Annotated in this window: 11 protein-coding genes; 9 read left to right on the plus strand and 2 right to left on the minus strand. The window is 35.5% G+C overall.

The annotated features are described in order from the left end of the window. The first annotated feature begins 277 nt into the window (after positions 1-277). The 8 genes from CC92_RS0117980 (at position 278) to CC92_RS0118015 (ending at position 11,889) form a co-directional block, all read left to right on the plus strand. Positions 278-1,810, plus strand: a complete 1,533-nt coding sequence (locus tag CC92_RS0117980; RefSeq protein WP_029501264.1) for a methyltransferase domain-containing protein — start codon at positions 278-280, stop codon at positions 1,808-1,810. Between the two features lie 24 nt (positions 1,811-1,834). Further along, positions 1,835-2,737, plus strand: coding sequence for a deoxyribonuclease IV (locus tag CC92_RS0117985; protein ID WP_029501263.1), 903 nt, complete (start codon positions 1,835-1,837; stop codon positions 2,735-2,737). A 207-nt stretch (positions 2,738-2,944) separates the two neighbouring features. Next, the gene (locus CC92_RS0117990; RefSeq protein WP_029501262.1) at positions 2,945-3,979 is read left to right on the plus strand and encodes a DUF2804 domain-containing protein; all 1,035 of its coding nucleotides are present in this window, start codon (positions 2,945-2,947) and stop codon (positions 3,977-3,979) included. A gap of 266 nt (positions 3,980-4,245) precedes the next feature. Beyond that, on the plus strand, positions 4,246-5,025 hold the full coding sequence (locus CC92_RS0117995; protein ID WP_051650555.1) for a GNAT family N-acetyltransferase: 780 nt from the start codon (positions 4,246-4,248) through the stop codon (positions 5,023-5,025). Positions 5,026-5,037: 12 nt separating this feature from the next. Continuing rightward, positions 5,038-5,961 carry an alpha/beta hydrolase gene (locus CC92_RS0118000; protein WP_029501260.1) on the plus strand — a complete coding sequence of 308 codons (924 nt, stop codon included), beginning with the start codon at positions 5,038-5,040 and terminating at the stop codon, positions 5,959-5,961. A 108-nt stretch (positions 5,962-6,069) separates the two neighbouring features. Further along, positions 6,070-6,780, plus strand: coding sequence for a tRNA threonylcarbamoyladenosine dehydratase (locus CC92_RS0118005; RefSeq protein ID WP_029501259.1), 711 nt, complete (start codon positions 6,070-6,072; stop codon positions 6,778-6,780). 933 nt (positions 6,781-7,713) lie between these two features. After that, positions 7,714-10,986, plus strand: a complete 3,273-nt coding sequence (locus tag CC92_RS21180; protein WP_051669049.1) for a CARDB domain-containing protein — start codon at positions 7,714-7,716, stop codon at positions 10,984-10,986. A 222-nt stretch (positions 10,987-11,208) separates the two neighbouring features. Continuing rightward, on the plus strand, positions 11,209-11,889 hold the full coding sequence (locus CC92_RS0118015; RefSeq protein WP_029505212.1) for a hypothetical protein: 681 nt from the start codon (positions 11,209-11,211) through the stop codon (positions 11,887-11,889). Between the two features lie 36 nt (positions 11,890-11,925). Here CC92_RS0118015 and CC92_RS0118020 read toward each other — a convergent pair whose 3' ends face one another. Then, a complete protein-coding gene (locus CC92_RS0118020) occupies positions 11,926-12,621 on the minus strand; it encodes a lysoplasmalogenase (RefSeq protein WP_029505213.1) in 696 nt (231 codons plus the stop codon). A gap of 158 nt (positions 12,622-12,779) precedes the next feature. Continuing rightward, complete coding sequence (locus tag CC92_RS0118025; protein ID WP_029505214.1) at positions 12,780-13,223, minus strand: DUF523 domain-containing protein; 444 nt, start codon at positions 13,221-13,223, stop codon at positions 12,780-12,782. Positions 13,224-13,593: 370 nt separating this feature from the next. Between CC92_RS0118025 and CC92_RS0118030 the strand changes: the two genes are divergently transcribed. Further along, positions 13,594-14,334, plus strand: a complete 741-nt coding sequence (locus CC92_RS0118030; RefSeq protein WP_029505215.1) for a M48 family metallopeptidase — start codon at positions 13,594-13,596, stop codon at positions 14,332-14,334. Positions 14,335-14,512: the final 178 nt, after the last annotated feature.

A 14,512-nucleotide genomic window follows, 5' to 3' on the forward strand; every position in this document is an offset into this window, starting at 1 on the left:
AGTATAAGTTGTCATTAAAGAATGAAGATAGCTTACTATAGTATTACCACTGGTAAGGAACTCTATATTCCCCCTATCTAGAAATCCATATTCACATATTGATTAGATAACGTAACTTTGGGCATATACTTAGTTAGGAATATTATAACATATGGTGCAAGTGGTTACTATTGACAAATTTTGTTTCTGTGAAGTCACAGCGAAGGAAGTTCACGTTTACTTTTGTGAAGAAAAAAGCTATAATAATAACAGAATATGAAACAAGGTAGGTAAGAGAATGCTTAGAGCAACCTTTCAAAATATAGTGGAGAACAGAGATGTTAGAAAAAATCTGATTTTTTTAAAGGAGATGCTTCGTGAAGATATAAAAAAAGGAAGTCATAATAAAGAAGCTTTGCTTTATGTAATAGCTGGAAGATATGAGGTTTTCCGTAACTTGTTACAGGATGAGGATGCTAAAGTTAGAAAAAATGCAGCATTAATCATGGGGGAATTGGGAGTTTCAGAATTTGCTGAGATTCTTTTCGATGCATATGACGAAGAGACACAGCGTTTTGTGAAAAGCTCTTATTTATCTGCTTTAAAGAATATGAATTATAGCGAACTTCTTCCAAAGCTTCGGACAAGCTATGAGATTGTAAAAAGTACTCCTATCACGGATGAGAATAAAAAACATCTTGGAGAGGAACTTCGATTACTAGAAGAGCTCTTGATTCTTTCAGGCGGAGAGAAAAAACACACCTTTGTTGGTTATGAAATGGTAAATGAGATGGTTTTACTTTGCAACCGAAATCATATTCATGTGACTATGGAACAACTTGAAAAGATACCTAAGAAAGAATTTACCGCTGGAGTTATGGTAAAGACAAAAGAATTAAAAGAGGTGCTTAAAATCCGTACGTATCGGGAACTGCTATTTGCAGTCGATGGAGTAAGGACAGTACCAAATGATGTTACGAAAGCAGCGGAGTTATTAACCGATGGTAAATTATATCAATTTTTAAAAGAACGCCATAAAGGAGACGAGCCCTACTATTTTCGCCTTGAGATAAAAGGAAAGATGGATGACGAGAAGCGCATTGCATTTGTTAAAAAACTTAGTGTGGAAATAGAGCATCTAAGTGAGCGCAAGCTTCTTAATTCAGTAAATCATTATGAGGTAGAGATTCGTCTAATTGAGAATAAAGAAGGTAAATTTAACGTATTATTGCGTCTTTATACGTTGCCAGAGGAGCGCTTCCTATATCGAAAAGAAGTAATTGCCTCTAGTATTCATCCTGCGAATGCAGCATTAACAGCGCAACTTGTAAAGCCATTTCTAATAGAAGATGCCCAAGTACTTGACCCATTTTGCGGTGTTGGAACGATGCTAATTGAGCGGGATTTATGTGTACGGGCGAAAACGATGTATGGTCTTGATATCTATGGAGAGGCTATAGAAAAGGCACGCATTAATACGGAAGCAGTGAATCGATGTGGGCTTAAAAAGGAAGATGGGGGTCATCTTGTAATTAATTATATTAACCGTGATTTTTTTGATTTTAAGCATAATTATTTGTTTGATGAAATCATTACCAACATGCCAACCGTTTCGCGAAGCATGGATGAAGGAGAGCTATTTAGCCTTTATCAGAAGTTTTTTAAGAGAGCTTACGAACTATTAAAGGATCAGGGCATTATTGTGTTATACTCACATAATCGTGAGTATGTCAGAAAATTTGCAAATATGAAGCCTTATCACATAGAGAAAGAGTTTGAGATTTCTATGATGGAGAAAACTTATGTTTATGTAATACGTGTTATCAAATAGTGAAAAAAGAAAGTAGAGGTTTTTATGTTAAAGATAGGTTCCCACGTTGGAATGAGTGGAAAAGAGATGTTTTTGGGTTCAGCCAAAGAAGCCCATTCCTATGATGCGAATACATTTATGGTTTATACCGGAGCACCACAGAATACTAGAAGAAAAGAAATATCGGACCTTCGCTTAGAGGAAGGGTTCGAGTATATGAAGCAGCATGGAATATCTGATATTGTGATTCATGCACCATATATTATTAATCTGGGTAATTCAGTGAACTTAGATACTTATGGCTTAGCAGTCGAATTTCTAGCAAAAGAAATGGAGAGAACAAAAGCATTTCAGAGTAAGTATTTAGTACTTCACCCAGGAGCACATGTTGGGGCTGGTGTAGATGCAGGTATTAAGCAGATTATTAAAGGATTGAATGAAGTTTTAACGAGTGATACAGACATCTATATTGCTCTTGAGACTATGGCGGGAAAAGGCAGTGAAATAGGCAGAAGTTTTGAAGAATTAGCGAGGATATATGACGGTGTTAAGTATAATGATCGTCTACGTGTCTGTTTTGATACCTGTCACACCAATGATGCAGGATATGATGTTGTACATGATTTTGATGGAGTGATAGAACAATTTGATAAACTAATTGGAAAAGAGCAAATTGCAGTGTTCCATATTAATGATAGTAAAAATGATAGAGGTGCGTCAAAAGACCGTCATGAAAATATTGGATTTGGAACCCTAGGGTTTGATGCAATTCATTATATTGTGCATCATAAAGAGTTTGAACAAGTTCCAAAGATTCTTGAAAGTCCTTATGTTAGTATGCCAGATGAAAAGCAGAAATCCTTACCACCATACCGATATGAAATTGCAATGTTAAGAAATGGTATATTTGAGCCACAACTATTAGAAAAGATACAAAACGATCGATAGAAGTTGTGATCATTTCGTTTTGTGAGATTAAATAAGAAACTGTGTCTTATCAATAGAGCAGATCCTTGCTTTATCGAATACAGATACTGGAAGAAACAAAGGATTGTATGTAGAAACCGTAGTAGGGAAAGAAAACAGTATGATTTTTACTACGGTTTCATAAGAAGTATCTTGCAGAAAACTTTACTGTGCGAAGGGAGATAAGGTATGAGAAGCCAATTATTACAGCGGGGTAATTTATTGGATGAAAAGGGTTGCCTTACACAAGCGGGTTATGCGACATCGTTGGTGAAAGACTATCGACGAAAAGATATTAAAGCAAGTTCTATGAGAATCAAAGAGTGGGACTATTATTTGATTTATAATGAGGACTTTGGAATTGCACTAACGTTAGCGGATAATGGATATATGGGACTTGTTGGGGCATCATTTTTAGATTTTAAAAATACCACGGAAAGAACAACAAATCTTTTAATTCCATTTCCTATGGGACGCTTGAAGATGCCTGAAACCTCAGAGAGTGGAGATGTTAGTTACCGAAACAAACGAGTTGAGGTTTCTTTTAAAAATGATGGGAAAGAAAGACATCTTTATCTAAAAATGAAGCATTTTCATAAGGAGAAAGATTTTTTTGCGGATATCACTATGGTAGAAAAACCTGAGATGGATTCTATGGTAATCGCAACGCCGTTTCTTAAGAAGAAAAAAGCATTTTATTACAATCAAAAAATAATTGGTATGCAGGTGAGTGGATGTGTTATCATTGGGGAAAAAACATATTCCTTTGGAAAAAGCAGCCAAGGATTATTAGATTGGGGACGTGGAGTCTGGACATATGATAATGTATGGTATTGGGGTGCTGGTCAAGGACAGATTGATGGAAAATCATTCGGTTTTAATATAGGTTATGGTTTCGGTGATACCAAAAATGCCACTGAGAATATGATTTTCTATGAGGGCAAAGCACACAAATTTGACGATATTGAGTTTGTTATACCAAAGGATGAATTAGGGAAGGAAGAGTATCTTAAACCTTGGAAGTTCATATCGTCTGATCATAGATTTGACATGGATTTTACCCCAATCTTAGACCGAAAATCGCGTACCAGTTTTGCTGTATTATTAAGTGATCAGCATCAGGTGTTCGGTAAATTTAGTGGAAAAGCTATCTTAGAGGATGGAACAGAGATTATAGTTTCTGATTTTCTTGGATTTGCTGAAAAGGTACATAACAAGTGGTAAAGAATATGAATTGCAAAAGAAAGAAAATGAAAAATAAGAAAATGAAAAATAAGTAAATTAAAAAATAAGTAAAGTACAGAATAAGTAAAGTACAAAATAAATATTATTAAAGAATGAAAAGCACAAAGAATGTAAATTACAAAAATGTAAAACACGAATGTTATCATGATAAGAAAGAACGAATTGCTTTATAACTTGTTAATGATATAAGAAAGGAGAAAGGGAGCTTTAGATATTTTTATCTAAGTTGGCTCCTTTTTTATGAGATGCAACAGCTAGAACAACAAGAACTTAATTTAATTTCTCCATTTTATGAAAAGGCAACGGATTCCACAATCTTCGCCTGTTTAGACGGGTATATGGGAAAGGTCTTTGTGGATGATAAGAACCAGATAAGTCATACAGTTATTCTTCAGGGGGATTTTGCATTTCCTTCCAATTCGGGAGAATTTCAAGAAGCTACTGCGATAAGTATGCTAAATGATATCCTATCCTACAGGGATAATAATAACCTGTTAATTATTCCGCAAACCAAGGATTGGGAAACGTTCTTAAAAAAGAGCGAGGTGTTTTCCTCTTTTCAACGATACCGTTTAAAAAGTCCTTCTTTTGAAATGTTTGACCAGGTTAGATTAGAGGAGTATTGTAGCAAATTATCAAGAGAATATTCTTTTCACAGAATAGAGGAAACGTTATACGAGAAAGTTTTATCAGAAGACTGGTCAAGGGATTTTTGTAGTAATTTTGCATCTGTGGATGATTTTTTACAACATGGAATTGGTGTCCTTGTAATGAGAGGAGATGAAATTTGTTGTGGAGCATCCTCTTATACTGCATATCGTAAAGGAATTGAGATAGAAATCGTAACGAAAAAGGAGTATAGAAATCTTGGACTAGCAACCTCTTGCGCTGCTAAATTAATACTAACTTGCATAAAAGAAGGAAAGTTACCTCATTGGGATGCAGCAAATGAAACCTCAGTGCGACTTGCAATGCGATTAGGTTATGATTATATAGGGCCTTACGATACGTACTATTTTAAGTAGGAGGAAAGGCATATGGTAATTGCTATAAGTATCATCATTCTCCTTTTATTCATAGCAACCTATATCTTATCGAATGTGATATTAAAACCGAGGGTGAAAACTCCAGAAGACATCTTTAGGCGGGAAGTGGAGTTCGGTAGAATAGTGCCAGAAATTTATGAAAGTATGGAGAAAACCAAGATACAGATTCCAAGTCGTTATGGATACACTTTATCCGCTGTAATTTTGGAAAATGATATTACAAAAAGAGTGGAGAATAAGGGCAAGGTAGCAGTATTATGCCATGGCTATACTTATGGGAAATTAGGAGCTATCGTATATGCACAGATACTTATGGAGCTTGGGTTTACTTCAATAATTTATGATCATAGAAATCACGGGGAAAGTGGTAAAAAACACACAACCATGGGATACTATGAAAAATACGATTTAGAAACTGTGATTGATTGGTGTTATGTAAATTTCGGAAGAGACATTCGAATCGTATCTCATGGAGAGTCCATGGGAGCAGCCACGGTACTTGATTATCTGAATATTAAGGACAATGTTTCATTAATAATTGCAGATTGTGGATATTCGGATTTAAAAACTTTGATACGTCATCAGATGAAAACAGTATTTCATATTCCACCTATTATATTTATGCCACTCGCTAATTTTTGCTTGAAGCTTCGTGCTGGTTTTTATATGAAAGAAGTTTCACCAATGGAAGGCGTAAGAAAAAGCAAAACTCCAATATTGTTTATTCATGGAGATCATGATACTTACGTTCCTTATCAGATGTCAATCCAAATGTATGAGGAGTGTAAGGCACCAAAGAAGTTATATTTAGCGAAAGGTGCGATTCATGCAAACTCAGTGGTAGTAGACTATGAACATTACAAACGTGTTGTTAGAGGTTTTATAAAAAAGTATTACGATAACATTATAGAATGAGAATGTATGAAAGAATAAAGTATGCATGATAGAATAAAGTAAGTTTGTGTTTGCGCTGCTACCACAAACTTTAGAGATACAAAAGGCAGTGCAGAAATGAGGACTAATATGGAAAACCAATTTGAAAGAAGTGCATTTATCATAGGAGAAGACGGTGTGGAAAAGCTTCAACACTCTCATGTTGCTGTATTTGGTGTGGGAGGTGTTGGTGGATATGTGGTTGAGGCACTTGCTCGTAGTGGAATTGGAGAGATTACGATTGTAGATAATGATACAGTTAGCATATCCAATATTAATCGTCAGATAATAGCAACCCATGATACTGTGGGGTTATATAAAGTAGATGTAATGGAAAAGCGTATTAATTCCATAAATCCGAATGCAAAGGTACATTCCTATCGGTGCTTTTTTCTCCCTGAAACAGCAGATCAATTTGATTTTACCTCCTATGATTATGTTGTAGATGCAATTGATACTGTTGCTGGAAAGCTTTCTCTTGTAGAAAAAGCACAGGCAGTGGGAACACCGATCATGTGCAGTATGGGCGCGGGAAACAAGTTAGATCCAACGAAATTTGAGGTTGCGGATATCTATAAAACCTCTATCTGTCCTCTTGCCAAAGTGATGCGTTACGAATGTAAGAAGAGAGGAATTAAGAAATTAAAGGTGGTATATTCAAAAGAATTACCTATTACTCCGATAATGCAGCCTTCAGAACCAACACAAAGACGTTCGATTCCAGGAAGCATCGCATTTGTACCTTCAGCAGCAGGTTTAATCATTGCATCCACAGTTGTCAGAGATTTGTTAGGGAAGTAATTAAATAATTTTATGATAGGTTTCTTGAAAATGTTGTTATTTAAAGCATCACCAATGTTAGATTTAATATACTTAACATTGGTGATGCTTTTAAGTATTAATAAATTTAGCTATTTTAAATGTATAAGCTATTCTTTTATTATCTTAGTAGCGTTGATATGATGCGATGTAACCATCATTGAAATATTGTGAATTCATGCATTCAATGTGGAAACATTACAAATAAAATACGGTAATTCTAGTATATTTAGATAATAGTATGAAATAACTACTAGATTTCTCCTAAAACATATGTTATAATGTACAAATCAATGGTAATATATACTATATTATAGTGCATAATCACAAAGACAAAGACAAACCTATATACAGTTTAACGTTAAACTTATATTACTTACATAATAATTTATATTTCATAAAAAGTATGCTAAGTGAATTAATATATAGAGATATATACAGTTTAACGTTAAACTATATTTTGTAATCAAACTATAGAGATCGGCTAGTTTACTTTACTAAAAATATAGATTAAATAAGAAAGGAGAATGAGAGTAATAATAAGGTGTTGTATGCAAATTTACAAGTAGTCAGAATCAAGAGTTACAAAAGAGTATAAGAAATTAGAGTTACAAAAGAGTACGAGAACAAAAAAAGAAAGAGAAGTTACAAGAAGATGACATAAGAAAAGGAGGAGTGATCAAGAAAATACAAAGAATAGTATCTCAAAGTGAACATAAAAAAATAAGAAAAAATAAGAGAACATATGAATTATAACAAGAGAACATAGAAAAATAAATTAAGAACGTAAAACATTAGATTCTTACGCATGAAAGATCAAACGAAGATGATGAATTTTTAGTACTAAGATTAGGAGAGTTTTAGTTGAAAGAGTGATTGATCAACTAAGGATTTAAAAAGAAAGGGAGATAAACAATGAAGAAAAAAATAAGTAAAATTCTTGGATTGCTTCTTGCAATTATGTTAGTAGTTCAAACAGCTACTACCTTTGTATTGGCAAAAGAAATAACATCCAATGCGACAGTTTATATTAAAAATGCTTCCACTGGTTCTTATCTTTATGCTTCTGGTTCTAGTGTGAAAGCGGGTAGTTTTCAAGAGAAAAATCCATATTACATATGGAGTATCACGAAGAAGACAGATGGTTCATTTTGGATCCAGAATATGGGGACGAACTCTTATCTATGCTTAGAGCACGCAAGTGGAAAAGCACTTTTAGAGAGTACGATCTATGAAGTATGGATGAGTAGTAAATGGTACATCGAAGGTAATAATGATTCTTCCACGATAGATAATATGTGGAAGAGCACAAGAAATAGTGGAACAGGTGGATACCTTTATACCAATAGTGGTAGCGCTGATGTGTTCTACGGAACTACAGCGCAACGCTGGGTTTTTGAGGATTATAGCTCATCTGCACATATTCCAGAGGACGGTGTTTCAGGTAAATTAACGAATAAAGTTGCAGCTGATACAATCGTAGTCCCTGGAGCAAACAGTGATATTTCAAGCATTGGTGCTACAATGCCATACGTGCGTTATGATTCTGAGTATGCAGTATTAGGCGGTGGAGCTAGACTAGCAACTTCAACGGATTGGGCATTAACTAATGTTGCGAGCCAAGCATCGAATCAATCCTATGTTGTTCTTCCATCGGGTGGTTCTTATGCAGAATGGCGCCTAAACTCCTCTGGTAATGGTGTAGTTATGAGATTTACTCTACCAGATACCGCAGATGGTATGGGGCAAAGGGGATCGCTCGATGTATATGTGAATGGATCCAAAGTGAAAACAGTTGACTTAACCTCATATTTTATGTGGCAATATTTAAATGGTGGTGCTGGTGATACCCCAGGGAATGGAACAGCATGTTTTGCCTTTGATGAAGTACATTTTCGTTTAGATAGATCCTTAGTGCCAGGGGACACGATAAGGATTCAAAGTTCAGGTGCGAGTGGACTTACTTATGGAGTTGACTTCCTTGAAATAGAGGAAACAGGAGCTGCAATTCCTCAACCAGCTGGTTCTTATTCTGTAGCTGATTTTGGTGCTGTACCTGACGATGGTATTGATGATTATGCAGCAATTTCTGCTTGTGTTGCTGCAGCGGATTCCAAAGGAAAGGATGTATATTTTCCAGCAGGAACCTATCATATTAACCAAATCTGGCGTTTATCTGCAACTGACATGATGATTACTGGTGCTGGTATGTGGTATACCAATATACAATTTACAAATTCAGCACAGCAATCCGGTGGTATTTCTGGAAATGGTGATGGTAAAACAAAAAATATCGAATTTTGTAACATGTACATCAATTCCAATCTTCGTTCCCGTTATGGAGAAAATGCGATCTACAAGGGATTTATGGATGTATTTGATGGTAAATCTTTATTCCATGATGTTTGGGTAGAGCATTTTGAATGTGGATTCTGGATTGCAGATTATAATGGTTCCTTAGATTATTCAGATGGCCTTAAGATTGTAAATTGTCGTATTAGAAACAATCTTGCAGATGGTGTAAACTTCTGTCAGGGAACAAGTAATGCAACTGTGTATAATTGTTCACTGCGTAACAATGGAGATGATGGACTTGCAATGTGGAATAATAATTTCATGTCTGCAAAGGACTTAAGCAACAATGTATTCTGTTACAATACAATTGACTTAAACTGGCGTGCTGGTGGCATTGCAGTTTATGGTGGTAATAATCATAAGATTTATAACAATTACATAAGAGATTGCTTTATGGCATCTGGTATTCATTTAAATACTACTTTCCCAGGATATAAGTTTGATAATACACAAAGCATCCAGTTTGCTAACAATATGATCATCCGTAGCGGTTGTAGCTATGATACTTGGAGAAGTGAGTATGGCGCAGTTGATTTAACTGGTGCTGTGAAAAATGTAACGTTTGATAATACCTATATTTACGATGCGCAACATGACGGAGTACGTTTAGGAGATAGTGTTAACAATGTTATATTTAATAAACTATATATTTATGGTACTGGTGTGGACGGCAATACCCCTTCCTACTCCTCATTGCCACATTTAGGAGCAGCCATCATGTCCTTTGGTGGAAATCCTTCTGCTACTATGAATGGATTATATTTAAGAAATATTGCCTATAAAGATGTTTATTATCTCAATCAGGCAAACATCGTTCGTAACAATGTGACTAATGAAGGAAATGCAGCCTATACCATACCAGGATATCGTGAAGTAGGATCATTACAAACGGATCATGGTAACCATAGTCAGGTGCCAACCATTATACCGACTGCAACACCGATTCCTACAGCAACACCAGTTCCTACAGTAAGTCCAATCGTAACACCGACACCAACGGTAACACCAATTCCTACAGTAACACCAATTCCTACAGTAACACCAACTCCTTCTGTTCCATATGGTAATCCGGATATGATTGTAACCGATATTACTTGGTTACCAGCAAATCCAACCAATGGTAGTCAAGTGACCTTTAGTGCAGTTGTTAAGAATCAAGGAACTGGAGTTGCTCCTGCAGGATCAATTAATGGTGTCCAATTCCAAGTAAACGGTACTTGTGTATCCTGGTCGGATACTGATAAAACTCAGATTATGCCAGGGCAGTCTCAAACAATAACAGCAGTAAGTGGCCCTTCTGGAACACCAACCTGGACAGCAAATACCGGAACTTACACGATTACTGCTTGGGTTAATGATGTAAATCGTTATCCAGAGTCTAATACGAATAACAATATGTTTACAAAATCACTCACTGTGACACAAGGAACGGTACAACCTACTGCTACCCCAACGCCAACACAACCATATGGCAATCCGGATATGATTGTTACGGATATTACCTGGTCTCCAGCAAGTCCTGTAAGTGGAAATCGGATTACCTTTAGTGCTGTTGTTAAGAATCAAGGAACCGGTGTAGCTCAGGCAGGATTAATCAATGGAGTACAATTTCAAGTGAATGGTTCCAGTGTAGCATGGTCTGATAATAATACGACTCAAATTCAGCCAGGTCAGTCAGTAACCGTCACCGCAACTGGTGGTCCATCTGGTAGTGAAACTTATACTGCAACAGCTGGAACTTTTAGTATAACGGCTTGGGTTAATGATATAAATCGTTATCCAGAGTCTAACACAAGTAATAACACTTTTACGAAAACTATGACAGTGCGTTAGTTTATATGTAGTAATGTTGACTGCTGCAAACGGCATTTTTAGTAAATGTCCGTTTGCAGCATTTTATATATCTTCCTAATTAAATCAGAGTGAAATAATGATTGACATTAGCGTAAATTCATACTAACTTATCAATAATGACATATAAATAATTCATTTGAATAAATCATGATAGGAAAGGTTAGATTTAACCACTTGGTGGTAGTCTTTAGGAAAAGATAGATGAAGAAAGATAGAACATTGTTAAATCGAGAAGAGATTATACGGTATCTTGGCTACCAGAATCAAGAACCAGATGAGATCATGTTGGAAGAAATCAAGATTTGTGAAGATGAGTTTTATAAAGTTATGAAACCTAACTTTCATTATGAGGTATTTGATCTTAAAAGAGAAGGTGAGCGATTAATTCTTGCTGATGATAGTTTTGAATTTCTTGGCGAGGATATTAAGAAGCATCTGGAGGGGTGTGAGAAAGTGGCATTCAGCTGTGCAACCTTATCTCTGGGCGTTGATGAATTAATTGATCAAGCACAGAAAGAAGACATGTTAATGGCATTTATTTATGATGCGATTGCAAATGCGGTAATAGAAGAGGTTCGTGCGAATGCCGAGCGATCTATTGCTAATAGATTTCCAGACTATTTTTGTAATTGGCAATATGGAATTGGGTATGGAGATTTACCACTTTCATTGCAACCTTTGTTTTTAAAACGTATCGAAGCAGAAGAAAAGATAGGTTTAACTTGTAATGATCGCTGTTTGTTAGTACCATTAAAGTCAGTAACAGGATTCATTGGTTTATCTAAAAAAGAGCAAGAAAATAAAAGTTGTAACCAAAGAGGCTGTCAAACTTGTAATCATCGAGAAAATTGTATCTATCAGAAGAAGGTTGTGGGAGAATAGATAGAAAAGGCATGGAACATAAAAGTTCCATGCCTTTTAAAATGCATAGTGAGAAGAAAGATAAATAGTAAGTGCAAGAAGCAACTGACCAGAAAAATAATAGAGTAAAGCCACTGTATCAGAAAGGCTAGTTTCTTTATACAAAGTGTTTCTTGCAAGCAAGACGTCGCTAACGACAATTAGCACAGATGCTAAGGCAATAGGAAATCCCCATATGCCAATTGTGACTGGAAGCGTTAAACCTAGGGATAGAGTAGTAAAAATTGTGAGTCCGTAGAGAAAATAAAAGTACTTTTCTTTTCCGAGTCGTACACTAAAGCGATAGAAATAACAAAGAGCTATTCCGGTAAAAATCGAAATCATAGGAATGCAAATAATCGGAAAACCACCAAGCTCAATAAAATAGACAATATAGGCAATATGACCAAGGAAGAAGAGAATTCCTCCAATGTAAACCTGGATACCCAATAGTACATCAGCAAACAAGCATATAGTAAGCCCAATCAGTACAGAACGACTAAAAAAAGAAGAAGGTAGATGATAAGTAATTTGTGAAGTCATTGCTTTCCAATAGCCCCAATAAGATAGAATTACGGCAACAAAAGTAGTAGCTCCTTTGACGAACAAACTAAGCTTTTTATTTCTTCCTCTTCTTTTTAAGGATAGATAACAAGGCATGAGTATAAAAATCATGAGAAAGATACCAAACATTGCAATAATGAAAGCTTGCATCGGTAAAACACCCTTCAAACTCTTATTGTTATATGTATATTGGATATAACATGTCAGAATACGTATTTTCCTTAAATGGTTTTCTATCAATTGTGCTAATACTAATTAAGTGAATAAGGATAAGTAATATTCTTAAGAAAAATCGTAGTATTTCTCTACTACTTTTGAAGTTTTTTGATAAACTCAGATAGTTTTGATTCCCCTATCACAGTGATTCCGTGCTCTGCTAATAAGTTTGCGGTGATACCGTTTCCAGTTATTAACGAGCCAGTAAAGCTTCCATCGTATATTTGACCAAAACCGCAGGAAGGACTTCGTTCTTTTAGGATAGCATAGGAACAGTGATAAAGTTTTGCAAGTTTTAATGATTCTATAGCCCCTGCTTTAAATTGTGCTGTAACATCGATACCAGTTTTACTAAAAACAGTTTGATTTTGTATTTCAGAGGCTGGTCGTGGGGTGGGAAGTCCACCTAACTGTTCTGGACAAATTGGAATTAGATGATGATGCTCTTGTAACGTTAATAAATCTTCTTGTAATTTTCCTTCCCCATTGTACCTACAATTTACTCCGAGTAAGCAAGCACTCACTAATATATTCATATGAAAACTCCTTTCAACTAAAAAAAATGATGTCTCATTATTTTCAAAATCGCTTGCATAACAATTGCAAGTGGTGATATATTATAGGAACAAAAAAGCATGTTCCTATAATCGAATATATGGTGCGAATAGCGCACCTTTTATGAGAAATAGCTTCGCAATTTCTCATAAGCTATATAATTGAAACTAAAAGCGTGTTTCAATTATCGGATTGACGGTGCAAAAGTCGCACCTTTTATCAGAATCTGCTTCGCATCTTCTGATAAGCTATATTATGTAATCATTATAGCAGTTTTTTAGAGAGTAAGATACTTTCTTTTGCACTTGTAAAAAATATGTGTTACCATAAAGATTAAGAGATTAGTGTTCTATGATTCTGTTACATAGAGTAGAAAGGGTAGAAAGCATGTTATCGACCAATCTGCAATATCATATTGTGTATAGTAAGCGAAGAACCGTTGGGATTGAGATAAGTCCAGATGGAACGGTTACAGTTCGCGCGCCTTTACGGATGCCCGAAAAGGATATTGAACAGATTCTGATGTCAAAACTTGACTGGATAGAGCAAAAAAGAAGGATGTTCCAAAGAAAATCCGAGAAGGCAAATCGTGTTTTGAACACAGAATATGAAGAAGGAAGCCTTATGCCATTTCGTGGAGAACGATATCCAATCCATCGGTCATTTCATCAAGGCTTGAAAAAGCCTATTGTATCCTTTGATGGTAATAGTTTTACAGTCCGCATTGGAAAAGAAGATAAGGATAGTATAAGACAGGCTTTTCTTGTCTGGTATAAAAAGGCAGCTACCGAGGAGTTTCTTCAACGTGTCGACTTTTACAAGGCTCTCATGCAGGAAACGGTTGGTACTGTTCGAATCAAAGATCAAAAAAGTTGTTACGGTAGCTGTTCCTCGAAGCGTAATCTCAACTTTAATTGGAAATGTATCCTTGCACCTTCCGAAGTATTAGATTATATTGTTGTTCATGAACTGTGTCATCTACGCCATATGAATCACTCCAAAGAGTTTTGGGCTGAGGTGGAAGGCATATTTCCTAACTATGCTAAGGCGAAGCGCTGGTTAAAAGAAAATGGTATCTTATTGGAAATATAGTTGAACATAGTTAACTCAAGATGAAAAATGATGAAACTTTTTAGGGATGAAGGTAGATTTCATACGACAAGGTTTATTATTTTAAAGATAAAAAATAAAACGAAAGAATTTGATAATCCTTATATGAATTAAGATTTGAAAGTAATAAAGGAGTAACATCGATAATTTCCTATTTATA

This window comes from Lachnoclostridium phytofermentans (genome assembly GCF_000733755.1).
GTDB classification, from domain to species: Bacteria; Bacillota; Clostridia; order Lachnospirales; family Lachnospiraceae; genus Lachnoclostridium; species Lachnoclostridium phytofermentans_A.